24 protein-coding genes are annotated in these 22,365 nt (G+C 63.1%); 14 read left to right on the top strand and 10 right to left on the bottom strand.

The window, feature by feature from the left end; translation table 11 throughout:
- Positions 1-35 precede the first annotated feature (35 nt).
- The 6 genes from queA to DM08_RS01195 all read left to right on the top strand — a co-directional run bounded on the left by queA (position 36) and on the right by DM08_RS01195 (position 6,077).
- Positions 36-1,052 carry a tRNA preQ1(34) S-adenosylmethionine ribosyltransferase-isomerase QueA gene (queA, locus tag DM08_RS01165; RefSeq protein ID WP_035382771.1) on the top strand — a complete coding sequence of 339 codons (1,017 nt, stop codon included), beginning with the start codon at positions 36-38 and terminating at the stop codon, positions 1,050-1,052.
- A 608-nt stretch (positions 1,053-1,660) separates the two neighbouring features.
- Positions 1,661-2,422 carry a 5'/3'-nucleotidase SurE gene (gene surE, locus DM08_RS01175; protein WP_035382773.1) on the top strand — a complete coding sequence of 254 codons (762 nt, stop codon included), beginning with the start codon at positions 1,661-1,663 and terminating at the stop codon, positions 2,420-2,422.
- Positions 2,419-3,075, top strand: coding sequence for a protein-L-isoaspartate(D-aspartate) O-methyltransferase (locus DM08_RS01180; protein WP_035382774.1), 657 nt, complete (start codon positions 2,419-2,421; stop codon positions 3,073-3,075). The genes surE and DM08_RS01180 overlap by 4 nt, the downstream gene beginning before the upstream one ends.
- A complete protein-coding gene (locus DM08_RS01185; RefSeq protein ID WP_035382775.1) occupies positions 3,072-4,100 on the top strand; it encodes a peptidoglycan DD-metalloendopeptidase family protein in 1,029 nt (342 codons plus the stop codon). Before DM08_RS01180 ends, DM08_RS01185 begins: the two co-directional genes overlap by 4 nt.
- On the top strand, positions 4,097-4,948 hold the full coding sequence (locus DM08_RS01190) for a radical SAM protein (RefSeq protein WP_035382776.1): 852 nt from the start codon (positions 4,097-4,099) through the stop codon (positions 4,946-4,948). The genes DM08_RS01185 and DM08_RS01190 overlap by 4 nt, the downstream gene beginning before the upstream one ends.
- Before the next feature lie 10 nt (positions 4,949-4,958).
- Complete coding sequence (locus DM08_RS01195; protein WP_035382777.1) at positions 4,959-6,077, top strand: GGDEF domain-containing protein; 1,119 nt, start codon at positions 4,959-4,961, stop codon at positions 6,075-6,077.
- A 14-nt stretch (positions 6,078-6,091) separates the two neighbouring features.
- Here DM08_RS01195 and DM08_RS01200 read toward each other — a convergent pair whose 3' ends face one another.
- The 10 genes from DM08_RS01200 to DM08_RS01245 all read right to left on the bottom strand — a co-directional run bounded on the left by DM08_RS01200 (position 6,092) and on the right by DM08_RS01245 (position 16,968).
- Positions 6,092-6,727 (bottom strand): type II secretion system protein, encoded by a 636-nt coding sequence (locus tag DM08_RS01200; protein ID WP_051937710.1) that lies wholly within the window; start codon positions 6,725-6,727, stop codon positions 6,092-6,094.
- On the bottom strand, positions 6,724-8,250 hold the full coding sequence (locus tag DM08_RS01205; RefSeq protein ID WP_035382778.1) for a hypothetical protein: 1,527 nt from the start codon (positions 8,248-8,250) through the stop codon (positions 6,724-6,726). The genes DM08_RS01200 and DM08_RS01205 overlap by 4 nt, the downstream gene beginning before the upstream one ends.
- Before the next feature lie 11 nt (positions 8,251-8,261).
- Positions 8,262-8,564: a hypothetical protein gene (locus DM08_RS01210; RefSeq protein WP_035382779.1), complete on the bottom strand. Its 303-nt coding sequence runs from the start codon at positions 8,562-8,564 to the stop codon at positions 8,262-8,264.
- Complete coding sequence (locus DM08_RS01215; RefSeq protein ID WP_035382780.1) at positions 8,551-9,099, bottom strand: hypothetical protein; 549 nt, start codon at positions 9,097-9,099, stop codon at positions 8,551-8,553. The genes DM08_RS01210 and DM08_RS01215 overlap by 14 nt, the downstream gene beginning before the upstream one ends.
- Entirely contained in the window at positions 9,099-10,469 is a 1,371-nt protein-coding gene (locus tag DM08_RS01220; protein WP_035382781.1) for a hypothetical protein, read from the bottom strand. Before DM08_RS01220 ends, DM08_RS01215 begins: the two co-directional genes overlap by 1 nt.
- Positions 10,466-11,665 (bottom strand): type II secretion system F family protein, encoded by a 1,200-nt coding sequence (locus tag DM08_RS01225; protein ID WP_237560183.1) that lies wholly within the window; start codon positions 11,663-11,665, stop codon positions 10,466-10,468. Before DM08_RS01225 ends, DM08_RS01220 begins: the two co-directional genes overlap by 4 nt.
- On the bottom strand, positions 11,662-13,353 hold the full coding sequence (locus DM08_RS01230) for a GspE/PulE family protein (protein WP_237560184.1): 1,692 nt from the start codon (positions 13,351-13,353) through the stop codon (positions 11,662-11,664). Before DM08_RS01230 ends, DM08_RS01225 begins: the two co-directional genes overlap by 4 nt.
- An 8-nt stretch (positions 13,354-13,361) precedes the next feature.
- Positions 13,362-14,021, bottom strand: a complete 660-nt coding sequence (locus DM08_RS01235) for a tetratricopeptide repeat protein (protein ID WP_051937711.1) — start codon at positions 14,019-14,021, stop codon at positions 13,362-13,364.
- The gene (mshL, locus tag DM08_RS01240) at positions 14,018-15,817 is read right to left on the bottom strand and encodes a pilus (MSHA type) biogenesis protein MshL (RefSeq protein ID WP_051937712.1); all 1,800 of its coding nucleotides are present in this window, start codon (positions 15,815-15,817) and stop codon (positions 14,018-14,020) included. Before mshL ends, DM08_RS01235 begins: the two co-directional genes overlap by 4 nt.
- A 134-nt stretch (positions 15,818-15,951) precedes the next feature.
- Positions 15,952-16,968: a sigma 54-interacting transcriptional regulator gene (locus tag DM08_RS01245; RefSeq protein WP_051937713.1), complete on the bottom strand. Its 1,017-nt coding sequence runs from the start codon at positions 16,966-16,968 to the stop codon at positions 15,952-15,954.
- Positions 16,969-17,164: 196 nt separating this feature from the next.
- On the opposite strand from DM08_RS01245, the gene DM08_RS01250 reads away from it, so the two are divergent.
- From DM08_RS01250 to hisG, 8 genes are read left to right on the top strand one after another with little or no spacing between them, the layout of a single operon-like run.
- The gene (locus tag DM08_RS01250) at positions 17,165-17,968 is read left to right on the top strand and encodes an ABC transporter ATP-binding protein (RefSeq protein ID WP_035382783.1); all 804 of its coding nucleotides are present in this window, start codon (positions 17,165-17,167) and stop codon (positions 17,966-17,968) included.
- A 2-nt stretch (positions 17,969-17,970) separates the two neighbouring features.
- Positions 17,971-18,759 (top strand): lipid asymmetry maintenance ABC transporter permease subunit MlaE, encoded by a 789-nt coding sequence (mlaE, locus tag DM08_RS01255; RefSeq protein WP_035382784.1) that lies wholly within the window; start codon positions 17,971-17,973, stop codon positions 18,757-18,759.
- 1 nt (position 18,760) lies between these two features.
- Entirely contained in the window at positions 18,761-19,228 is a 468-nt protein-coding gene (mlaD, locus tag DM08_RS01260) for an outer membrane lipid asymmetry maintenance protein MlaD (RefSeq protein WP_035382785.1), read from the top strand.
- 9 nt (positions 19,229-19,237) lie between these two features.
- Positions 19,238-19,870: an MlaC/ttg2D family ABC transporter substrate-binding protein gene (locus DM08_RS01265; RefSeq protein WP_035382786.1), complete on the top strand. Its 633-nt coding sequence runs from the start codon at positions 19,238-19,240 to the stop codon at positions 19,868-19,870.
- The gene (locus tag DM08_RS01270) at positions 19,867-20,145 is read left to right on the top strand and encodes an STAS domain-containing protein (RefSeq protein WP_202593352.1); all 279 of its coding nucleotides are present in this window, start codon (positions 19,867-19,869) and stop codon (positions 20,143-20,145) included. Before DM08_RS01265 ends, DM08_RS01270 begins: the two co-directional genes overlap by 4 nt.
- A 2-nt stretch (positions 20,146-20,147) precedes the next feature.
- Positions 20,148-20,393 (top strand): BolA family protein, encoded by a 246-nt coding sequence (locus tag DM08_RS01275; protein WP_202593358.1) that lies wholly within the window; start codon positions 20,148-20,150, stop codon positions 20,391-20,393.
- Between the two features lie 57 nt (positions 20,394-20,450).
- Positions 20,451-21,701, top strand: coding sequence for a UDP-N-acetylglucosamine 1-carboxyvinyltransferase (murA, locus tag DM08_RS01280; protein ID WP_035382787.1), 1,251 nt, complete (start codon positions 20,451-20,453; stop codon positions 21,699-21,701).
- 14 nt (positions 21,702-21,715) lie between these two features.
- A complete protein-coding gene (gene hisG, locus DM08_RS01285; RefSeq protein ID WP_035382788.1) occupies positions 21,716-22,354 on the top strand; it encodes an ATP phosphoribosyltransferase in 639 nt (212 codons plus the stop codon).
- Positions 22,355-22,365: the final 11 nt, after the last annotated feature.

Raw genomic sequence — 22,365 nt, forward strand, 5'->3', positions numbered from 1 at the left:
CTTTTTCTAGCCAGCTTCGCGCTGGCTTTGTTGTGATGCGCACCGACCTGTTCGACTTTCACCTGCCCGAAGAACTCATCGCCCAACATCCGCCGGAACAGCGCGGCGGTAGCCGGTTGTTGCACGTCGCCGGGGCGGAGCTGACGCACCGGCAGTTCGCCGATTTGCCGTCCTTGCTGCGCGCAGGCGATCTGCTGGTGCTGAACGACACGCGCGTGCTCAAGGCGCGGCTGTTCGGGCAAAAGTCCAGCGGCGGACAGGTCGAGGTGCTGGTCGAGCGGGTGACGGGCGAGCATGAGGTACTGGCGCAGGTGCGCGCCAGCAAGTCGCCCAAGCCGGGCAGCCGCATCGTGCTGGCGGGCGAGCTGGCGGTCGAAGTGTTGGGACGCGAGGATGAGTTCTTCCTGCTGCGTTTCCTGAGCGAAGCATCGGCCTACGATCTGCTGGAGCGTTACGGCAAGCTGCCGCTGCCGCCCTACATCACTCACGCGGCGGGCGAGGAGGATGAGACCCGCTACCAGACCGTGTTCGCCCGCGAACCCGGTGCGGTGGCAGCCCCCACCGCCGGGCTGCATTTCAGTGATGCGATGCTGGACATCCTGCGCGCCCAGGGCGTAGCCACGGCCCACGTCACCCTGCACGTCGGCGCGGGCACCTTCAAGCCGGTGCGCGCTGAAAACGTCAGCGAACATGTGATGCACAGCGAGCGCTACAGCATCCCGCCGTCCACCGTGGAAGCCATCCGCGAGACGCGCGCACGGGGCGGACGTGTGGTGGCGGTGGGCACCACCAGCTTGCGCGCACTGGAAAGCGCGGCGCGCTCCGGCGAATTGCTGGCAGGTGCGGGCGAGACTGACATCTTCATCACTCCCGGCTACGCCTTCCGCGTGGTGGACGTGCTGCTCACCAACTTCCACCTGCCGCGCTCCACCCTGCTGATGCTGGTCTGCGCCTTCGGCGGTATGGAAAATCTACTGGCCGCCTACCGCGAGGCCGTAGCGCAAGGCTACCGCTTCTTCAGCTACGGCGACGCGATGCTGATCGAGCGGTGAGTTGGGGGTGTGCTGACACACTGACGCGGGGAATGCTGTTCCGGGGCTATCTTGCTAAATCAGTCCAATCAATCCGGATAATCTAAACAAAGAAAACACGAAAAAAACTACGATTACAATTCGCATAATCCATTCATTCTGGATATACATTTTCAATAGATGTGCATAGAAGAATGCTATTCCCATCACAATCGCCAATGTCATAAGTGACGATAGTTTTAGGAAGACTCCAAGTGACCAGACGAAGAAAATTAACAGAAATACCCTAAAATCAGTCAATCTCATCAAGCCATTTGGTACTTTGTTCAAGTTGCTCATTTGACATTTGCTCAGAAAGTCCAACAAAAATGGGGGCAAGTTGGACATTCCAGCATGTCACCTCGCCACACCGCTAAATTGCCCTGCTGCCCGTGGCGTTTGCCATTGCCCGCATTGTATCGTCACCTGCGGCCCAGGCCGCAACCTTCCTTCTGGTCGCCTACCGCTGCTTCAGCTACGGCGCACGATGCAGAGCTAGCGCTAAGTTGGCACGGCATAAGTTCCGTGGCGTGGGCTTGTCCGTGTACAATGGCGCGCAATAAAAACAGTGGTAGTCCTGAGTTTCCCCGATGCATATCCTGATTAGCAACGACGACGGTTATTTCGCGCCCGGACTGGAGTGTCTGGAGGAGTTCCTGTCGGAGATCGCCGAGGTGACGGTGGTGGCGCCGGAGCAGAATCGCTCGGGGGCGTCCAACTCGCTGACGCTGGACAGGCCGCTGGTGCTGCGCCGCGCCTTCAATGGTTTCAACTACGTCAACGGCACGCCGACCGACTGCGTGCATCTGGCCGTGACCGGGATGCTGGAGAAGAAGCCGGACATGGTGATCTCGGGCATCAATGCCGGTGCCAACATGGGCGACGACACGATCTATTCCGGCACGGTGGCGGCGGCGACCGAAGGCTATCTGCTCGGCGTGCCGTCCATCGCGGTATCGCTGGTGGGCGGACGCACGCTGAGTCATTACGAGACCGCCGCGCGCGTGGTGGTCGAGCTGGTGCAGCGCTTCCAGCGTCAGCACGAGCCGCAGCCCTGGCTGCTCAACGTCAATGTGCCGGATGTGCCCTATGAGCAGTTGCAGGGGACGCAGGTCACGCGCCTGGGCAAGCGCCATCAGGCCGAGCCGGCGGTGAAGTGCCACAGTCCCAGCGGCGAGGCGATGTTCTGGGTGGGCGCGGCGGGCCAGGCGCAGGACGCGGGACCGGAGACGGATTTCTTTGCGGTCGAGCACGGTTACGCTTCCATCACGCCGTTGCAGATCGACCTGACCCATTACGGACAGTTGAACGCGGTGCGCGAGTGGATGGCGGTTGGAAAGGATGCTGCATGAACGTGCGTCACAGCGGTATCGGCATGACTTCCGCGCGCACGCGCAACCGCATGATCGAGCGCCTGCGCACGCAGGGCATCACCGACGAGGTGGTGCTGGCGGCGATGAACTCGGTGCCGCGCCACATGTTCGTGGACGAGGCGCTGGCGACGCGAGTGTATGAGGATGTCTCCCTGCCCATCGGCCACGGCCAAACCATCTCCCAGCCTTACATCGTCGCCCGCATGATCGAAGTGCTGCGCAACGACAGGCCGCTCAACCGGGTGCTGGAAGTCGGCACCGGGCGCGGCTATCAGGCGGCGGTGCTGGGGCAGGTGGCGCGCGAGGTATTTACCGTCGAGCGCATCAAGCCGCTGCATGACATCGCCGTGCTGTGTCTGCGCGAACTTGGCGCACGCAACGTCAGTTTGCGCTACGCCGATGGCGGCATGGGGCTGCCGGAGATCGCGCCGTTCGATGGCATCATCATGGCGGCGGCGGCCACGCATGTGCCGCGCGAACTGCTGGCGCAACTGGCGATAGGCGGGCGGCTGGTCATGCCGCTGGGGACGCAGGAGCAGATGCTGTATCTGATCGAGCGCGAGGAACAAGGCTTCCGCCAGACCGCGCTGGAGCCGGTGAAGTTCGTTCCCTTGCTGGTGGGGAAATCGTGAGCATCAGACAGTTCACCCTGGTCCTGGCACTGGCGCTGACCGCCTGTGGCACCGGCAATCAGCGTGTCGCGGTGGTCGACCGGACCGAGGCCGCCAAGCCGAGCGCGCCGGTGGTGTCTTCTTCGACACCGAAAAAGTCTGTGGCGGCTGCCAGCGATTGGCGGCCCAACGTGCATGTGGTCAAGAAGGGCGACACCATGTACAGCATCGCCTTCAACTACGGTCTGGATTACCGCGAGCTGGCCGAGCTGAACGGCATCGAGAACCCTTCCATCATCAAGATCGGCCAGGAGATTCGCCTGTTCCCACAGGGCAAGGGCACTCAGGCCAAGGTGGGCGATGACGCGGCGGTGCCGGTGGAGCCGGTGAAGCGACCGGCTGAGATTCCGCTCAAGACCACGCCCAAGGCGATCAAGCTGCCCTATTCCGAGCAAGCGCTGGCGCAACTGGAAGCCATGCCGGACTGGAACAAGCCGGTGGTCGCGGCCCCGGTGACCACGGCCAAACCGGCGGCAGAAGCCAAGCCGGAGACAGCGGCGGTCAAACCACCTCCGCCGCCGGTGATCGTCACCCCCGTAGTGCCGGTGCCCAAGGCGGAGGCAGCCAAGGCCGAGACCGAGCCGGTTGCCGATGACGCGGCTGCGGGTGAGGAGTTGGTGTGGATAGCGCCGACCAGCGGCAAGGTAATCGGTGAGTTCTCCGAAAGCGCCAACCGCAAGGGCGTGGACATCGCGGGCAAGGTCGGTCAGCCGGTGTATGCCAGCGCGGGCGGCAAGGTGGTGTACAGCGGCAGCGGCTTGCGCGGCTACGGCAAGCTCATCATCATCAAGCACAACAAGACCTACATCAGCGCTTACGCCCACAACGACAAGATTCTGGTGAAGGAGCGCCAGCAGGTCGCCAAGGGCGACAAGATCGCCGAGATGGGCAATACCGATTCCGAGCAGGTCAAGCTGCACTTCGAGATCCGCAAGTTCGGCAAGCCTATCGACCCTTCCAAACTGCTGCCGCCGATCAAGCCTTGAGCGAGCGGACGCTTTCCACAGCCGACCACGACCGCGATAGCGCCGGACTGCGCTACGTCTATCCCGTCATCTCGCGCCGCGCGGGCGGCGTCTCGGTCGGCATCAATCTCAATCCCAACAACGCCTGCAACTGGCGCTGCCTGTATTGCCAGGTGCCTAACCTGACGCTGGGCAGCGCCCCGCCGGTGGATATGGCGCGGCTGGAGCAGGAGCTGCGCGGCTTTTTGCATGAGCTGGTGCATGGCGATTTCATGGCCAGCCGCGTGCCGGAAGGCATGCGCCGCATCAACGACATCGCCCTCTCCGGCAACGGCGAGCCGACCAGCGCGGCGGAGTTCGCCGAGGTCATCGAACTGGTCGGCAGGCTGAAAGCCGAGTTCGGGTTGGCCGAGCAGAAGCTGGTGCTCATCACCAACGGCAGTCTGATCCAGCGCGAGAGCGTCCAGCGCGGTCTGCGCCTGATGGCGCAGCACAACGGCGCAGTCTGGTTCAAACTCGACCGGGCTTCCGAGGTCGGCATGCTCGCCATCAACGACACCCGAACCACCCTGGCCAAGGTGCGTGAGCATCTCGTCACCGCCAGCGCGCTGTGCCCGACCTGGCTGCAAACCTGCTGGTTCGCGCTGGATGGCGCGCCGCCCAGCGGTCGCGATGAAGACGAGTATCTGGATTTCCTGTCCGGGCTGCTGCACGCCGGCACGCGCCTGCAAGGTGTGCTGCTGTATGGCTTGGCGCGCCCGTCGTTGCAGCCGGAAGCCGCCAGACTGTCGGCGTTGCCGGTGGCGGAGTTGGAAGCTTTTGCAGCAAGGGTGCGTGATTTGGGGCTGGTGGTCAGGGTCAGTGGCTAAGGGGGGAAGTGTGGAGACATTTCGTTGGAACAAGTATTTCGATACGGGGTTGGGAGAGGTCGATCAGCAGCACAAGGTGCTGGTCAATCTGATCAATCGTCTCAATGAGTCGCTGATCCGGCGCGGCGATGTCTCGACACACGAGGTCGAGGCGGTCTTCAAAGAGCTGGTCGAGTACACGCAATACCACTTCCGCGAGGAGGAGGCGATGATGTTGCGCGAGGGGCTGGACAGTCGGTTCGTCGACAAGCATATCCAGCTGCACGTTGATTTCCTGCGTCAGGCCATCGAGATGCACGAGGTGATCCTGGAGCGGGATCGTGGCGCGGCGAAAGCCATGCTGGATTTTCTGGTGCACTGGCTGGCCTTTCATATTTTGGGCATAGACCGTTCCATGTCCAGACAGGTGGCGGCGGTCCACGCCGGGCAAACGTCGGCGGCGGCCTTCGAGGCAGAAGAGCACATCAATACGGTGGTGACGGAACCTCTGCTGTCGGCACTGGATGGTTTGTTCCAGCAGGTGTCCGAGCAGAATCGTGATCTGCTCGAACTCAATCAGACGCTGGAAAGCAAGGTCGCCGAGCGCACGCACAATCTCGATGTCGCCAATCAGCGGCTGGAGGCGATGGCTATGACCGATGCGCTGACCGGCTTGCCCAACCGTCGCCATGCCATGACGCGTCTGGCTCAGGAGTGGGAGCGGGCGGAACGGGACGGCACGCCGCTTTCGTGCATGATGATCGACGCAGACGGCTTCAAGGGCATCAACGATAGCTGCGGCCATGATGCGGGGGATGCGGTTCTGCGCGAGCTGGCCAGGCAGTTGCGGTTTGCGATGCGCTCGGACGATATCGTGTGCCGTCTGGGTGGCGATGAGTTCTTCATCATCTGTCCGAACACGTCGCTGGACGGTGCATTGCACATCGCCGAGATCATGCGTGCCTCGGTGGCCGAGATGCGCGTCCCGGCGTGCTCGACGTTCTGGGTGGGCAGCGTGAGTGTGGGCGTGGCGACCCGTAGTCCCGCGATGCAGGTGATCGAGGATCTGATGAAAGTGGCGGACGAGGGCTTGTACCAGGCGAAGCGTGCCGGGCGCAACCGGGTGGCGTGTTCCATGGTTGGGGCGTAGTCCGGCCTGGTCCGCTACGGCAGTCTTCCCGCCGCCAGCAGCCGTTCGTACAGTTGCGGGCGTGACAGCCAGATGAGCTGGTCGTCGAAACCGGGGGATATGTCGTCGCTCTGATAGATGGCGCTGCTGGCTTCGAAGCTGGCGTTGTGACCGTCCGCCTGCATGTTCTGACCGGCGGAATAGACCAGGGCGACCGGGCGCTCGGTCGTGGTGGTCAGGTTGTTGGCGGCACTGTCGCGCACACTGAGCGCATCCACGGAAAAGTTGGTGCTGAGGGTGATCGCACCGCCCGCGAAGTTCCGGTCCACCCGGTAGCGCCACTGGCCACCCCAGCTATCCGTCTCGGCAACTCCCAACGTCTTCCAGGGTAACCGGCCTTCCGAGGCCGGTGCGCCGTTGCAGCTTGCCGGGGCGATGCCGTAGCTGCTGTTGGCCGGGTCGCTCACCGTGCCGGGGCAGGGCAAATAGCCGTAGAGCACGGCGTGGCCCAGCAGTGCGTTGCGGATATCTTCCAGTGTCTGCCGTGTCTGGTTGAGATGCTGTTGCTCGCGTTGTGCGGCCAGCGTCGCCAACAGCCCGCCGCTGAGCAGGGCGACGATGGCCAGCACCACGGCCAGCTCGACCAGGCTGAAGCCGCGTTGCGGATTCATCGGCAGGTGCTCCGGCCATCCAGGCAGAGCGCCAGGTCATTGACCGATAGGCTGGCCGTGTCGGTGCCGCGATGGCTCTCGAAATCGATGGCCGGTTCGGCGTGCAGGTTGGCCCCTTCCAGCCAGCTCGCCGGGGGGAAGGCGGCGACTTGGCGCGGTGTCTGCCCGGCCAGCGCCGGGCCAGCCACCAGCACCATCGCGCGATAACTGCCCGAACCGTTCAGCCGCAGGCAGGTCGATCCCGCGATGCAGCCGCTCCCGCCCGGCTGCGCACCTTCCGCCACTTGATAAAACACCTCGTTGCGCCAGTGGTTCCAGTAGCTGCTGCCGACATGGCCGCAGCTGGCCGGCCAGCCGAGGGCCATGCCGCCATCGAGCGGGACACCCGCCGCCAGCAGTCTGCTGAAGCAGGCTTGCAGCAGACTGCGGACGTTGGCGACCGTGCCGACCGGGGGCGATTGCGCCAGTGTCTGCGCAGCGTTGCCGGCATCGTTCGCGCTGTTGGTGACCGGGATCGGCAGGGCGGGCGAGGCGCTGGCGCTGATGGCCAACGCGCTGCCGACCAGAGCCGATCCGGCGGTTTGCAGGGTGTTGCGGTTGGCGCTGGTGTTGCTGGCGGCATATCTGTCCAGCGCCGATTGCAGTGCGGCCAGCGCATCGAGCAGGGCGTTCACCTTGCCATCACTGATCTCGACAGTGAGCGGCCTCGGTTGTTGAGGTATGCGACCGTAGTACACGCTCACTGTGGCACGCTGGTTCAGCGTGTCGGTCACGGGGGCTGCCCATGGATAGCGGCCCGCCGAGGCGGCAGCGTAACTGTCGAGACAGGACTTGACCTCGCGCCCGATGCGCTGCGCCGTGAAGGCCAGCAACTCCTGATGAGTGATCGCCAAAATCTGGTCATTGAAACGGTCGTCGTGGGTCAGCGCCTGAAAGCCCAGGTTGCGCACGGCCTTGCTGTTGAGCGCGGCGTTGCTGCCTTCCAGATAGTTGGCGGCGCACAGGTTCTCCGGCTGGCTGTTGCCGGTGGTCGCGCAGGGTGCGGAGTTGTTCCCGGAACGTTGCTGGCCCGGCAGTGCGAGGCCCGGTGCAAACAACAGCGCCGCCAGCGATCCGCCGCTCTGCGCGCCGCTCAGGTTCAGGTCGCCTGGCGTGTCGCTGTTGATGTCGTTCGAATTGTCGTCGCGGAAGTTGCGCGAGAGCGCATACCACAGCGCTTCGCCCGCACCGTCCAGCGGTTGCGGGATGCCCAGCGTCTTGTACGGGACATGACCGATGTAGAACGGACAGTCGTTGCCGGAAAGCAGATCGGCACTGCCGTCGCCGTTGGCATCCGGACAGGGCAGGCTGCCGGGCAAGCTGGCATCTGTCGCGGCGCGACCCAGCAAGACGCGTTTGACCTCGGCCAGCATCACCGCGCTGCGTTGCTGGCGCTGGCTGGGCTGTGCAGCCGACCGCACGGTGGCGAGCAGCAGACTCAGGCCGCCCAGCACCAGGCAGCACAGCAGCAAGATCAAGGCCATGCCGCTTTGCCTCATGGGACCGCCTCCCCGACTTTGACGCGCACCGCTGTGTTGTCCGGCCCGATCACTAGCTGACTGCTCTGGTGTGCGCTGCCGGACCGGGATTCCGTCTGATCGTCCAGCCAGATCGTGCGTCGGCCACCGTGTGTTTGCACGATACCCTTGAGCATGTGCGGCGCGGTGCCGTCGGCTGCACCGCGTTCAAGCTGGCGACGCTGCTCCGGCGTGTAGAACAGGCGGCCCAGCGCCTCGGCCTGAGCGTGGGCGGCCATCAAGGCCAGGCAGATCAGGGCCAGAGGTTCAGGGTGACGCATGGCGTTCCAGCGTGAGCCAACTGCCGGTGCAGTCGGCGTGCAGGGCTTGTTCGCCCGGTTGCAGGGTACATCGGTCGAGCATGAACCAGCCCGTTGCGCGCAATCCGTCCAGCAGCTCCAGCAGGCGGGCCTCGTGCAGCAGTTCCAGTTGCAGGTGTAGCGGATGCCGCATCAGCGCGAACGGCCCGACGCCGGGTTCGGCAAGGGCGGGCGACAGGGTGTAATGCAACTCTAGGGCCAGCGGGCGCTGGGCTTCGATGAGTGTGCGGAAGTCGGGGGCGCTGTCGCGGATGACTTGTTGCTGTTGCAAGCCCCGATAGAGTGCGGCGTAGATCGGCATGATGAGTTGGTCGTCGCGGGCGGCGGCGAGGGCGTGATGGGCAGCGGTGAGTCGCTGCTGAGCGGTCTGCAGCTCCTGACGCGCGTTTTCCACCCGATACTGGCCGAACAGGGCGAGGGCAGAGGCCGCTAGCATCGCCAGTAACAAGGGAAGCAAGCCGCCGCGCAGGTCGGTGAACCAGCGGTCGCGCGACATCAGCCGCTCACTTGCCAGGTGTGTCGCGGCATGGGCGAATCATCGCCGTCACGATCCTGCAACTCGATCACGCGATAGCCACTTGCGGTCAGAGCCTGACGGAATCGCCCCAGTTGATCCGCTGTCTCCGGTGTCGTCATGAACTGGAGCTGCACGGTCGGGGACGGTTGCGTGCCTTGCCACTCCAGCTTGAGCAGTTGCACGGCGGGAAGCGCGGTCAGGATGTGCGACAGGCCGATCAGCAGATGTTGTGGCGGTATCTGGTCCAGCGAGCGCAGGCGATCCACTACCGCCCGGATGTCGCTGGCGGTTGCGGGAAGCTGGCCGGGAGCGGGGCGGACCTGCGTCCCGTGCGCCAGCAACTGCTGGGTCTGGCGTTGCAGGGATGTGGCCTCGACATGTTGTTGCCGTGCTTGCCACAGGTTGATCAACCCCCAGGCAGCTACGGCGCTCGTGAGTATCAGGGCGAGCGTGTACAGGGTGCGGTGGGTGGTGCGCTGGCGGAAGCGCAGGGTCAGTTCGTCCGGTGCGTACTGGCGTGTGGGTGGCTGGGTGGCGAGCAGGTGCAGAAACAGCGGGGTGGCATCGGAGCCTGCCAACTCTGTTGTGACACCGAGGCGCTGTGCGGTCTCGGCCAGGTCGAGTTGTCGTAGCGGCAGCTCTGGGTCGGGCGGCATGCGGCTCGCCAGGGCATGCCAGGTGTCGCTCGGGCACAGCACCGTGACTGTCAGTGGCTGGTCGCGCGGCAGCAGACGGCAATGGGTCAGATAGGGACGGGTCTGGCGGGCTTCGACGATGGTGCGATCAGCCAGGTCGCCCGGGGTGGCGAGGCGCGAGAATCGCAGGCGGTTTTTGTAGAAATAAGCGATGCGCACACCGGCCTCCGCCTCCAGCGTGACCAGTAATTGGTGCTCCACCTCGCTGCCTTGCAGCAGGACTCCGCTCAAGTGTGCGACAGAGTAGATGCCCGCCAGCGGGATGTGGCGCGCCTGCATCGCGGCCAGCCAGGGTGTCAGATGTGTCGGCTGGGTCAGCGCCGAATACAGCATCTCGTCATCCTGCCCGATCCTGGTCTGTTTGAACTGCTTCACCACCATGCGCAGCGGTGTATCGGGAAAGTGGGCGGCGAGGCGTTGCAGGGCGGCGGCGTGATGATCGAGGTCGTTGATGTGGGGCAGGCCTTCGTAATGGAACTCCTCCCCGGTCAGATCGACCAGCAGCCAGATCGGGTCGCGGTGCTTTTTCAGGTAGGCATCGAACTCGGCGAGCTCGGCGTTGCTGAAGGAGCGTGGAGTGTCGCAGCCAGACGCGGTCCATTGCCAGGCAGTGAGTCGGTGGTCGGTCAGCAGTAGCAGCGTTTTGCGTTTCATCGTAGGTTCACTCGGCTGATGATGTCGTAGATGGGTAGCAGCGTGGCGAGCATGACCCAGCCCAGGATCAGGCCGAGGAACAGGGTCAGCGCCGGTTCGAGCAGGGTGTGCAGGCGGCGGATGGAGTCCTGCACTTCCCGTCCGTAGAAGTAGCTGACGTTGAGCAGCGCCTGATCCAGGTTGCCGGTGGTCTCGCCCACCTTGAGCATCTGCAACACCAGCGGCGGGAACAGGCCGGTGTGCTGGAAACTTTGCGTCAGCGTCTGGCCGGATTCGACCGCCTCGGTGATGCGTCGCAGGCCGTGGGTGATGACCTGGTTGCCGGTCAGGTCACGGCATAGGGCAAGGCAATCGAGCACGCTGATGCCGGAGGCGTAGAGCAGGGCGAAGGTGTGGGCGAAACGGGCCAGAATGACCTTGCGCAGGATATCGCCGAACAGCCACAGACGTAGCTTGATCGCGTCTGCCCGCAAGCGCCAGCCGGCATGGCGCGACCACTGCGACTTGATCAGCACGCCCAGCACCACGAGGGTGACGGGCGGTATGAACCAGAACTGGCGCAGCGCGCTTGAGAGCAGCAACAAGATGCGGGTCTGTAGCGGCATGGTCAGGCCGAAGCTCTGGATGACGGTCGCCAGTTGCGGTACCAGCCAGATCAGCAGGAACACAGTGATGGCTGTCACGATGATGGCGACGAAGGCGGGGTAGAGCAGCAGGTTGCGGGTGTGGGCGGCCAGTTCGTCTTGCCATTTCAGCGTGTCGGCCAACTGGCTGAACACTTCAGGTAAGCGCCCGCTCTCTTCTCCTGCGCGGATCAGGCTGACACAGACCGGATCGAAGATGGTCGTGTGTCGTAGCAGGGCCTGCGACAAGGGCAAGCCGTGGGTCACGCCATCGAGTACCTCCGCCACCACCCAGCGTAGCGGCCCGTCCAGGCTGTCGCGCATGCCGCTCAGGGCATCCAGCAGCGGAACGCCAGCGCGTGCCAGTTGTGCCAGAGTGAGAAAAAATGTGATGAGTTCGCCGCGTCCTACTTTCGGGTGCAGGAAGCCCAGCGGGTGGCTGTGCGCACGAATGAGGTGTAGTCCCAGGCGGTGCAGGCGCGTGTTCAACTCGTCCAGGCTGGCGGCCTCCAGACTACCCCGGCTGAGTTGGCCGTGCACGTCCATCGCTTTGTAGGCGTAGTGCGTCATCATGCCGTCCGTGCCGTGAGGTCGACCACGCGCATCACCTCTGCCAGCGAGGTGATGCCCGCCGCTACTTGCTGGCGGGCAGCCTGCGCCAACGGGCGGAAGCCGCGTTCCTGTGCCAGCCGTTTGAGGGTGCGCGGACTGGCGCGTCGGGCGATAAGCTCGTCCAGTTCATCGTCCAGTCGTAGCAGTTCCATCAGCGCCCGTCGCCCGGAGTAGCCTTGCTGCTGGCAGTGTCCGCAGCCGGTCGGACGGAAGATGACGGCATCGTGCTCGGGAGGCAGATCGAGTGATTGGCGTTCTGCCAGTCCCGGTGAGTAGGGCTGCTTGCAGTGTGGACACAGTACCCGCACCAGCCGCTGGGCCAGGATGCCGCTGAGGTTGCCGCTCAGGAGGTCTGGCAGGATGCCCAGGTCGAGCAGGCGCGGGATGGCCCCGACGGCAGAGTTCGAGTGCAGGGTGGCATACACCTGATGGCCGGTCATCGCGGCGCGCAAGGCCATCTCGGCGGTGGCCTGGTCGCGGATCTCGCCGACCAGGATGATGTCCGGGTCCTGCCGCATGATGGAGCGGATGCCGCTGGCGAAATCCAGTTTGGCGGTCTCGTTCAGCGAGGTCTGCCGTATCTGCGCGATGGGATATTCCACCGGGTCTTCCAGCGTCATGATGTTGAGCGAGGCCTGGTTGATGTGGCTGAGAATGGAGTACAGCGTGGTGGTTTTGCCGCTGCCAGTGGGGCCGGTGACCAGCACGATGCCTTCCGGCTGGGCGATGATCCGGTGCAGGGTGGCCAGCGCTTCGGCATCCAGCCCCAGTTGGTCCAGCGGTACGATGCCTCGTTGCCGATCGAGGATGCGCAGTACCAGATTTTCGCCATGCAGGGTGGGGTGCGTGGCCGCACGGAAGTCGATGGTGTGGCCGGACGTGGTGCGCGAGAAGTGGCCGTCCTGCGGCGCGCGCGTCTCGGCGATGTTCATGCCGCTCATCACCTTGAGCCGCACCAGCATGGTCGGCCAGAGGCTGCGGTGGATGTGGTGCATCTGGCGCAACACGCCGTCGAGCCGGTAGCGCACGCGCAGGAAGCCGCTTTCCGGCTCGAAGTGGATGTCGGAGGCAGCGTGTCGTACCGCCTCCACCAACATGGCATCGATCAGCTTGACCAGAGGGTGGGAGTCATCGTTGCTGCTTGTCGTCGGGGCCGCTGTGGCGGGCGACTCCGGCTCGATCCGGCGCAGCAGGTCCTCGATGGAGTGTGGTTCGCCATAATGCCGCGCGATGGCGCGCTGAAGGTCGGACGGGCTGGCGAGACGGGTGCTGATGCGGAACTTATCATCCAGATGGGCGCGCAGTTGGTCGAGTGCGACGACATCGTTCGGATCGCTCAGCGCGACCAGCAGTTGCCTGTTCCCGAGATCCGCTGCCAGTGGCAGCAGTTGGTAGCGCGCGGCCAGTTCGCGCGGGACCAAGTCTAGCGCCACTTGGTCGATGGCGATGTGATCGAGCTCGACGCTTTGCTGCCCCCACCTCTCTGCGAGTACGTTGCGCAAGGTATCTTCCGCCAGGAAGCCCAGATGCACCAGCAGATCCCCCAATGGTCGATGGTGTCTGCTCTGCTCCTGCAGGGCGAGGTACAGCTGCTCGTCGCTGATGTGGCCCAGTTCCAGCAACTGGCTGCCTATGGGTAGGGAGGGCATCGCGCTGTTCATTGGGCGAGTTGTTCCAGCCGCCGCGTGATGGCGGCGTGGTCCAGGGCGAGTCCGGACACATCCAGTTGCAGCGCACGCCGGTAGCTGGCCATCGCCGCTTGCGATTGGCCCAGATGGTCGAGGCAGACAGCCAGATCGAAGGGCAGCACGGCTGCGTCGGGGGCGTAGCGTTGGGCGAGCGCGTAGGCATCGCGCGCTTCGCTCCAGCGTGATTGTTCAGCGTACACGCGGCCCAGTGCGAAATGCAGCGCGGCACTGTCCGGATGTTGCTCCAGTGATAGCTTGAGCGAGCTTTCGGGCTCGGTTTCGTGGCTGAGCAGCGCCAATCCGGCAAGGGCGCTGGGGTCGCGCGGATCCAGCGTCAGGACGTGATTGAAATACCGTGCCGCCAGAAGCGAGTCGCCCTGGCGCAGGGCGACAGCGGCGACACCCAGCAACGCATCGTGGTTACTGGCTTCCAGTCGCAACACTGCGCGGTATTGCTCCAAGGCGGGCAGCAGCTCTCCCCGATGTAGGGATTGCCAGGCATCGGCCAGCCTGGAGTTCACCTTCGGACTATCCGTGCGGTGCTCTATGCGTATCCGGTCACCTGCCCACGCTACTGTGGGCAGCATGGCCGCAATCGACAGGATCAGGAGCGCGTGGCGGAGGTTCATGGCTTGACCGGAGTCGAGGGGCTGAGGTCCGGGCTGAAAAAATCAGTGTCGGGCAGCTCATGGCCGAAGGCCAGGTAGTCGCCGTTCAGACTGGCATTCCGCACGACCTGCGGGCGCAGGAAGATCACCAGTTCGGTCTTTTCACTGCTATCGCTCGTGTGCGTGAAGAAGCGGCCCAGCCCGGGCAGGCGAGACAATCCGGGCACGGCATCGGTCAGCTTGTTGGTTTGGTCCTGCATCAGGCCGCCCAGCACGGCGATCTGTCGGCTGTCGATCTTGAGCACCGATTCCATCTCCCGCGTCTGGGTCTGGGGAATCCTGCTGGTGATGCCCACTCTGGCCAGTTCGGGATTGGGGTCGTTGACGTAGCCGATGACGCGCGAGATCGAGGGTTTGAGGTTGAGCAGCACCGTGTCACTTTCATCGATCTGCGGTGTGACGCTCATGGTGAAGCCTATGGGCAGGGTATTCGGCGTGGTGGTGTAGGTGGTGATGGAATTGGTCTGGTTGGTCGTGGTGTCGGCCTTGACGGTGAAATAGACCAGGTTGTCCACGACGCGCAGCATCGCGGTCTGATTGTTGAGCACGCTCAGCTTCGGGCTGGACAGCACTTTCACGTTGCCGAACGACTCCAGCAGCGACACCTGTACGCCCAGGTTGCCCAGGCGCGAGGTCGGGTTCAGATAGTCGAGTATGAACAGGCTGCCGTTACCGGCGGTCGGCAGGCCAGCCCCTCCGGCCTGACGCAGTTGCAACGCGCCGCCTTGCTGTAGCAGCGACCAGTTGATGCCTTGTCGGTACTGGTCGCTCAGGCGGACTTCGACCACGGTGGCCTCGATCAACACCTGCCGCCGTGCGCTATTCATCACCCGGTCCACGAATTCCTGGACTTTTTCATGCTGTTTGCGGGTGGCGCGTACCGTGAGCAGGCCGGTTTCGGGGTTGGCGATGACGGAGGCCGCTTCGCGGAAGGTGCTGCGCCGAGTGATGGTAGTACCGCCTTCCTGCAATGAGGCGGGGTTGGGGCTGGCTTCCAGGCCAGTGGGTTTTGCGCTTCCCTTCTTGGCGGCTGGAGGCGGAGCGGCACCGGTTCCCGTGGTGCTGATCGCGCTCTTCTGTTCCACCACCGTCTCGCTGGAGCCTTCCGGCAGGATCTTGTCAGTCTCGTGCAGCAGATCCTTGATGTTCTGCGTCAGTGTCTCCCAGAAGTGGTTGTGCGAGGAGTTGCGGATGGAGATCAGGGAGTTGTTGTTCGGCAGGGTCGGAGTGCCGGTGGTGGCCGGGGCGACACTGGAACTGACTTGGGTGGCGTTGGCGATGGCAGTGTCGGCATCGCGCGACATGTTCACGTAGTCGATCTTGTAGTGGTGCAGGTAGGGCGAATCGGGCAGCACGATCAGGCTGTTGCCGTGCAGCTCGTAGCGCATGTCCACTTGCCGTGCGATGCGGTCCAGCAACTGCGGCAAGGTCTGGTCGAGCGCATTCATGGTGACGCTGCCGATGATGCCGGGATGGATGTCGAGATTGATCCTGGCGTCGCGAGCCAGAGCGAACAAGATTTCCTGCGCCGGGACTTGAGTGACCACCACGCTGTAGGTTTCCGGCTTGCGGCTGGGGCGTGGCGAGGGAAGCGGCAGTGCATCGGTGACGAGTGCCGGTATGTCACCAGTGACTGCGGTGTTCGCTGCGGGGGAGTCGCGGAGCAGGTGTCGGGCCGAGGGGGTGATGGGCGCAGTTCCGCAGCTGACCAGACAAAGCAGGCCGATAAAGATCATGTGCGGATGGGTGTGGCTCATATGCCCTCCTGAAGTTCGAGGGCAGGTTACCCTGCCTGGTGACGGGTCTCAATATGCTGAAATATCTAGACAAAATTTACTTGTGGCTAGACTGTCAGGCGTGGCTGAGGACGGACGGTCATGAGGGATATAGCCTATCGACGGGGGATGTCTAGCGCTGTCATCCGGCTGCACAAGGTCGAGCGCGGGATGCCCAGCAAACGGGCGGCGGTGCTGATGTTGCCTTGCGTTCTGGCCAGGGCGGAGGCGATGTATTGGCGAGCGTGGCGGGTCATGGCCTCATCAAGGTTTTGCATCAGAGCATGCGCTTCAGGCGGGCCGTTCGGCGCGACCTCTGCAGGTGCGCGTAAATGTGGGAGCTCGGCTTGTAACTGTTCGACGCTGACGACCTTTCCCGGATATGCGGTGAGCAGGCGTATGACCAGGCCGCGCAGCTCGCGGGTGTTGCCAGGGAACGGGTACGCTTCCCAATAGGGCAGGGCGTCGGGATCCAGCTCGAAGGTCGGCAGATCGTTCTGGGCTGCCAGTGTGTGCCGGAAGTGGTCGAGTAGCAGTACCTTGTCTTGCCCCAGTTCGCGTAACGGGGGTACGCGTATGACCAGGATGTTGAGGCGATGGAACAGGTCGGAGCGGAAACGACCGGACGCGGCCTCATGCCGCAGGTCACGGTTGCTGGCGGCCAGAATGCGGGCATGGCTATGGCGCAAGGCAGTCTCGCCGATGCGGCGGAATTCGCCGTTCTCCAGCACACGCAACAGCTTGGCTTGCAGCTCGAATGGGAGCTCGGCGATCTCATCCAGAAACAAGGTGCCGTTGTCGGCCTGTTCGAACAAGCCGCGACAATCGCGATGTGCGCCGGTGAATGCGTTGCGGGTATGGCCGAACAGCGAGGCTTCGAGCAAGGGCGGGGGAATGGCGGCGCAATTCACCGGGAAGAACGAGTCGCTATCGTGCCGCGCGAGATGCAGTGCGGTAGCGACCAACTCCTTGCCGCTGCCGGTCTCGCCCTCGATCAGCACTGTATGCTGGCTGTGGGCGTAGCGCCTGATCTGCTGGCGCAGCAACTGGATAGGTGGGCTCAGACCGATGATGCCGAATTCGGCGCGGCTTGCGGCGGCGTGCGGCGGGAGAACGAGGGTGGGCTGGGTCATGGCATGGTTCGCACTACGGTTGGGACGCAGAATAGGTTGCGGAATCAATGGATTCAATATGCCGCAGGAGCTAGCCATCCATCTCTTATGTCGCGCAGGGGCTAGGCCTTGTGGGCCGCGACCGCGAGATGCGTGCTTGTGGTGTATCGTTGCGGTAGTTTAGAATTGCCGCCCCGCCACCTACAGGTATCGTTACGTGTCCTTACAACCGCTGGTTGAGATCCGCGACCTCAATTTCGCTTACGATAATCGTGCCATTCTGAAGGGTATCAATATGTCCTTCCCCAAGGGCAAGCTGATCGCCATCATGGGCTTGAGTGGCTGTGGCAAGACGACCTTGCTGCGTCATATCGGTGGTGTACTCAAACCGACCAGGGGTTATGTCAAGGTGGATGGCAAGGTCATCCACGAGCTGGATCAGGAAGGGCTGTATGCGATGCGTCGCAAGATGGGGATGCTGTTCCAGTTCGGTGCCTTGTTCACGGATATGTCGGTGTTCGATAACGTCGCTTTCCAGATGCGCGAGCACACCGACCTGCCGGAAGACATCATTCACGACCTGGTGTTGATGAAACTGCACGCAGTGGGTTTGCGCGGTACGCACAATCTGATGCCGGCTGAGCTTTCCGGCGGCATGGCCAGGCGTGTGGCGCTGGCGCGCACCGTGGCGCTGGATCCCATGCTCATCATGTACGACGAGCCGTTTGCCGGGCTGGATCCGATCTCGCTGTCGGTGGTCGGGAACCTGATCCGCCAACTGAACGATGCCTTGGGCGCGACCTCCATCGTGGTCACCCACGATATCCAGGAGTCGCTGAAGATCGTCGATTATGTCTATTTCATCTCCGATGGGGCGATCATCGCCGAGGGTACGGCGGACGAGATACGTGCTTCGGAGGTGCCATTTGTGCGCCAGTTCGTGCATGGCGAGATCGATGGGCCGATCCCGTTCCATTACCCCGGCGGGAACTACTCACAAGATCTGCGGCTGCGAGCCTGATTATGTCTATCGTCAATAGTTTGCGCACCATCGGTCACCGCACGGTCAATGCGGTATGGCGTATCGGCTTTGCCGCGCGCTTCTTCGCGATGACCCTGTTCTACTCCGGAGCCAGCTTTCGCCGGTTCCGCTTGACCATCAAGGAGATGTTCTTCTCAGGCGTGATGTCGCTCATCATCATCCTGGTGGCGGGCATGTTCGTCGGCATGGTGCTCGGCTTGCAGGGCTATGAGACGCTGAAGCGCTATGGCTCGGAATCGGCGCTGGGTTCACTGGTCGCGCTGTCGCTGGTGCGCGAACTGGGGCCGGTGCTGGCGGCGCTGTTGTTCGCCAGCCGCGCCGGTTCGGCGATGACCGCCGAGATCGGCCTGATGAAAGCCACCGAACAGATCGCGGCGATGGAACTGATGGCGGTGAATCCGATCGCACGGGTGGTCGCGCCGCGCTTCTGGGCCGGTGTGTTCTCCATGCCCTTGCTGGCGGCGCTGTTCTCGGCCATGGGTGTACTGGGCGGCTATGTGGTCGGCGTGGTGCTGATCGGCGTGGACGAGGGGTCGTTCTGGTCGCAGATGCAGGGCGCGGTGGATTTTCGCCACGATGTGATGAACGGTGTCATCAAGAGCTTTGTGTTCGGCCTGGCGGTGACGGCGATCTCGCTGTTCGAGGGCTATGACGCGCCGCCCACGGCAGAGGGTGTCTCCGGCGCAACGACCCGCACCGTGGTCGAATCCTCGCTGGCGATCCTGATTCTGGATTTTATTTTGACCGCATTAATGTTTGGGAGTAATTGAGATGGAGCGCACTACGTTGGATTTGTGGGTCGGTGCATTCGTGGTGGCCGGTGTCGGTGCACTGGTGGTGTTGGCGCTGAAGGTGGGGAACCTGAGCACCTATAACGTGTCCGAGTCCTACCAGTTGCAGGCCTACTTCACCAACATCGGGGGATTGAAGCCCAAAGCCTCGATCAAGAGTGCAGGCGTGCTGATTGGTCGGGTGACGGACATCCGGCTGGATCCCCAGCATGAGTATCAAGCGAAAGTGACGATGAGCCTGGACAAGCGCTACCAGTTTCCCAAGGACACGGTCCCCAAGATCCTGACAGCGGGTCTGCTCGGCGAACAGTACATCGGCTTTGAGCCGGGCGAGGATGAAAAGATGCTCGTCAACGGCGATGAAGTGCGCAAGACTCAATCCGCCGTGGTGCTGGAGGACCTGATCGGCAGGTTCCTGTACAGCAAGGCAAGCAGCAATTCTGATTAAGGAAGCAAGATGAAAAAATTGATGGCAATGGTGTTGGGGCTCTGGCTGGCGGGTGCCGCTGCCTGGGCGCAGGCCGAGGAGTTCAAGGCGCCGGATGCGTTGATTCGGGATGTGGTCAATGAGGTGCTGGAGGCGATCAGCAAGGATCAGGCTCTACACAATGGCGACAAGCAAAAGGTCCAGGCGCTGGTCGAGACCAAGATCCTGCCCCAGTTCGATTTCACCCGCTTGACCCAGAAAACGATAGGCGGCAAAAGCTGGCGCGCGGCTACGCCGGAACAGCGTACCTCGCTGACCAGCGAGTACCGCAGCTTCCTGGTGCGTTTCTACACCAAGGCGTTCACCTCCTATCAGGATCAAAAGGTCGAGATCAAGCCGCTCAAGCAAGCGCCCGTGGATGATGAGGTCACTGTCCGGAGCCTGATCTCCAAGCCGGGAGCCCAGCCGGTGATGGTGGATTACGATCTGTACAAAACTGCCTCCGGCTGGAAAGTGTATGACGTTTCCATTCAGGAGATCAGCTTGGTGGCGACCTACAAGAAACAGTTCGCCGAGAAGATCGAGCAGTCCGGCATCGATGGCCTGATCCAGTGGCTGAAGGACAACAACCAGGCGGCCAGCAAAAAGGCGGGTGCCAAGTGATACATCAGGCCGGAAATCGGCTCGCTGTCTCGGGTGAGCTGACGATGGTGACCGTGGCGCACCTGCATGATCTGGTCGAGCCGGCCGATCCTGGCTCGCCTGTGGTGGTCGATCTGGCTGAAGTCGAGGTTGTGGACTCTGCTGCGGTCGGCTTGTTGCTGGCTTGGTTGCGGCAGGCACAGGCGCGAGGCATCGAATTGCGCTACAGCAACCTTCCCCCGAACTTGATCAGTCTGGCACGCATGTACGGCGTGGACGGATTGCTGGCGGTTTGATCGTGGTCACCCCGGAAAGTATCCAGCAGGGCATCGCCGCCGGCATGGTGACCGAGCATTTGACCGTGGTCGGTGACGGCGCGCATTTCGAGGCAGTGGTGGTGAGTGCAGAGTTTCTCGGCAAAAGTCGGGTGCAGCGCCACCAGCGCGTCTATCAGACCTTGGGCGACCGGATGCGCGAAGAGATCCACGCCCTGTCCATCAAAACATTTACTCCACAGGAATGGGAATCGGCAGCCGGTCGTTAGTGCTCGTCTGGGCGGTGCTCACGGAACCACGGACGACTCCTGTCATCAACTGAATCTATGCAAAAACTAGCCATCATCGGTGGTACGCCACTGCGCGGGACTGTCCGCATCTCCGGTGCCAAGAACGCGGCCCTGCCCATTCTGTGCGCCGGTCTGCTCACCGCCGACGACCTGCATTTGACCAATCTGCCCGATCTGCATGATGTCGCCACCATGCGCCGCTTGCTGGAGCAGATGGGGATCAAGGCTACGCCGGGTGCGGGCGAGATCACTCTGAACGGCGCAGCGGTGGACAAGCTGGAAGCGCCTTACGACATGGTGAAGACCATGCGCGCGGCGATTCTGGTACTGGGCCCGCTGGTCGCCCGCTTCGGCGAGGCGCGCGTCTCCTTGCCCGGCGGCTGCGCCATCGGCTCGCGTCCGGTCGATCTGCACATCAAGGGTTTGCAGGCGATGGGGGCCGAGATCCACATCGAGCACGGCTACATCCACGCCACCGCGAAAAAGCTCAAGGGCGCGCGCATCTTCTTCGATATCGTCAGCGTCACCGGTACCGAGAACCTGATGATGGCCGCCGCGCTGGCCGACGGCGTGACCGTGCTGGAAAACGCCGCGCGTGAGCCTGAAGTGATCGACCTCGCGGATTGTCTGCGTGCCATGGGCGCGAAGATCACGGGCGACGGCAGCGACACCATCACCATCACCGGCGTCGCATCGCTGCACGGCGCGAGCCACCGCATCCTGCCCGACCGTATCGAGAGCGGCACCTTTTTGGTCGCGGCGGCGGCCACGGGCGGCGATGTCACCTTGTGCGACACCCGCGCCGACTTGCTGGAGACTGTGCTGGAAAAGCTCAGCGAGGCGGGCGCGCAGATCGATGTCGGCACCGACACCATCCGTCTGCGCATGACGGCTCGCCCCAAGGCGGTGAACGTGCGTACCGCACCGCATCCGGCTTTTCCCACCGACATGCAGGCGCAGTTCATGGCGCTCAACTGCATCGCGGAGGGCAGCGCCATGGTGGTGGAGACCATCTTCGAGAATCGTTTCATGCACGTGCAGGAGTTGCGCCGCCTCGGCGCGCGCATCGATGTCGAAGGCAATACTGCCGTGGTGCACGGGGTGACCAGGCTGGAAGGTGCCGACGTGATGGCCACCGACCTGCGAGCCTCGGCTTCACTAGTGATCGCCGCACTGTTGGCGCAAGGCGAGACCGTGATCGACCGCATCTATCACCTGGATCGCGGTTACGAGCACATCGAAGCCAAGTTGTCGCAACTGGGTGCTAACATTCGCCGCCTGAAATAATCGGAAGCATAGATATGATCACCATCGCCCTGTCCAAAGGCCGCATCTTTGAAGAGACATTGCCATTGTTGGCGGCGGCAGGCATCACGCCGCTGGAAGACCCCGAGTCTTCGCGCAAGCTCATCCTGCCGACCGATCGTGACGATGTGCGCCTGATCATCGTGCGCGCATCCGACGTACCGACCTATGTGCAATACGGTGCGGCAGACATCGGCGTGGCGGGCAAGGATGTACTGAACGAGCATGGCGGAGAGGGGCTGTACCAGCCGCTGGACCTGAACATCGCCAAGTGTCGCTTGATGGTGGCGGTGCGCAACGGTTTCGATTACGCATCTGCCGTGAAGCAAGGCGCGCGCCTGCGCGTGGCGACCAAGTATGTGAACGCGGCGCGCGAACACTTCGCCAGCAAGGGGGTTCACGTCGATTTGATCAAGCTGTATGGCTCGATGGAGTTGGCGCCGCTGGTCGGCCTGTCCGACGCTATCGTGGATCTGGTCAGCAGCGGTGGCACGCTGAAGGCCAACGATCTCAAGGCGGTCGAACACATCGTCGACATCTCGTCGCGACTGGTGGTCAACCAGGCCTCGCTGAAACTGAAACGTGGCACGCTCCAGCCGATGCTGGATGCGTTCGCTCTGGCTGTGAACAAGTAAAAGGTGTGCCG

Source organism: Ferriphaselus sp. R-1 (assembly GCF_000746095.1).
GTDB lineage: Bacteria > Pseudomonadota > Gammaproteobacteria > Burkholderiales > Gallionellaceae > Ferriphaselus.

What these genes read in the sequence shown, in the direction of transcription:
- queA (WP_035382771.1), top strand. Translation starts at nt 36, where the DNA reads ATGCGCACCGACCTGTTCGACTTTCACCTGCCCGAAGAACTCATCGCC.
- surE (WP_035382773.1), top strand. Translation starts at nt 1,661, where the DNA reads ATGCATATCCTGATTAGCAACGACGACGGTTATTTCGCGCCCGGACTG.
- DM08_RS01180 (WP_035382774.1), top strand. Translation starts at nt 2,419, where the DNA reads ATGAACGTGCGTCACAGCGGTATCGGCATGACTTCCGCGCGCACGCGC.
- DM08_RS01200 (WP_051937710.1), bottom strand. Translation starts at nt 6,727, where the DNA reads ATGAATCCGCAACGCGGCTTCAGCCTGGTCGAGCTGGCCGTGGTGCTG.
- DM08_RS01205 (WP_035382778.1), bottom strand. Translation starts at nt 8,250, where the DNA reads ATGGCCTTGATCTTGCTGCTGTGCTGCCTGGTGCTGGGCGGCCTGAGT.
- DM08_RS01210 (WP_035382779.1), bottom strand. Translation starts at nt 8,564, where the DNA reads ATGCGTCACCCTGAACCTCTGGCCCTGATCTGCCTGGCCTTGATGGCC.
- DM08_RS01215 (WP_035382780.1), bottom strand. Translation starts at nt 9,099, where the DNA reads ATGTCGCGCGACCGCTGGTTCACCGACCTGCGCGGCGGCTTGCTTCCC.
- DM08_RS01220 (WP_035382781.1), bottom strand. Translation starts at nt 10,469, where the DNA reads ATGAAACGCAAAACGCTGCTACTGCTGACCGACCACCGACTCACTGCC.
- DM08_RS01225 (WP_237560183.1), bottom strand. Translation starts at nt 11,665, where the DNA reads ATGATGACGCACTACGCCTACAAAGCGATGGACGTGCACGGCCAACTC.
- DM08_RS01230 (WP_237560184.1), bottom strand. Translation starts at nt 13,353, where the DNA reads ATGCCCTCCCTACCCATAGGCAGCCAGTTGCTGGAACTGGGCCACATC.
- DM08_RS01235 (WP_051937711.1), bottom strand. Translation starts at nt 14,021, where the DNA reads ATGAACCTCCGCCACGCGCTCCTGATCCTGTCGATTGCGGCCATGCTG.
- mshL (WP_051937712.1), bottom strand. Translation starts at nt 15,817, where the DNA reads ATGAGCCACACCCATCCGCACATGATCTTTATCGGCCTGCTTTGTCTG.
- DM08_RS01245 (WP_051937713.1), bottom strand. Translation starts at nt 16,968, where the DNA reads ATGACCCAGCCCACCCTCGTTCTCCCGCCGCACGCCGCCGCAAGCCGC.
- mlaE (WP_035382784.1), top strand. Translation starts at nt 17,971, where the DNA reads ATGTCTATCGTCAATAGTTTGCGCACCATCGGTCACCGCACGGTCAAT.
- mlaD (WP_035382785.1), top strand. Translation starts at nt 18,761, where the DNA reads ATGGAGCGCACTACGTTGGATTTGTGGGTCGGTGCATTCGTGGTGGCC.
- DM08_RS01265 (WP_035382786.1), top strand. Translation starts at nt 19,238, where the DNA reads ATGAAAAAATTGATGGCAATGGTGTTGGGGCTCTGGCTGGCGGGTGCC.
- murA (WP_035382787.1), top strand. Translation starts at nt 20,451, where the DNA reads ATGCAAAAACTAGCCATCATCGGTGGTACGCCACTGCGCGGGACTGTC.
- hisG (WP_035382788.1), top strand. Translation starts at nt 21,716, where the DNA reads ATGATCACCATCGCCCTGTCCAAAGGCCGCATCTTTGAAGAGACATTG.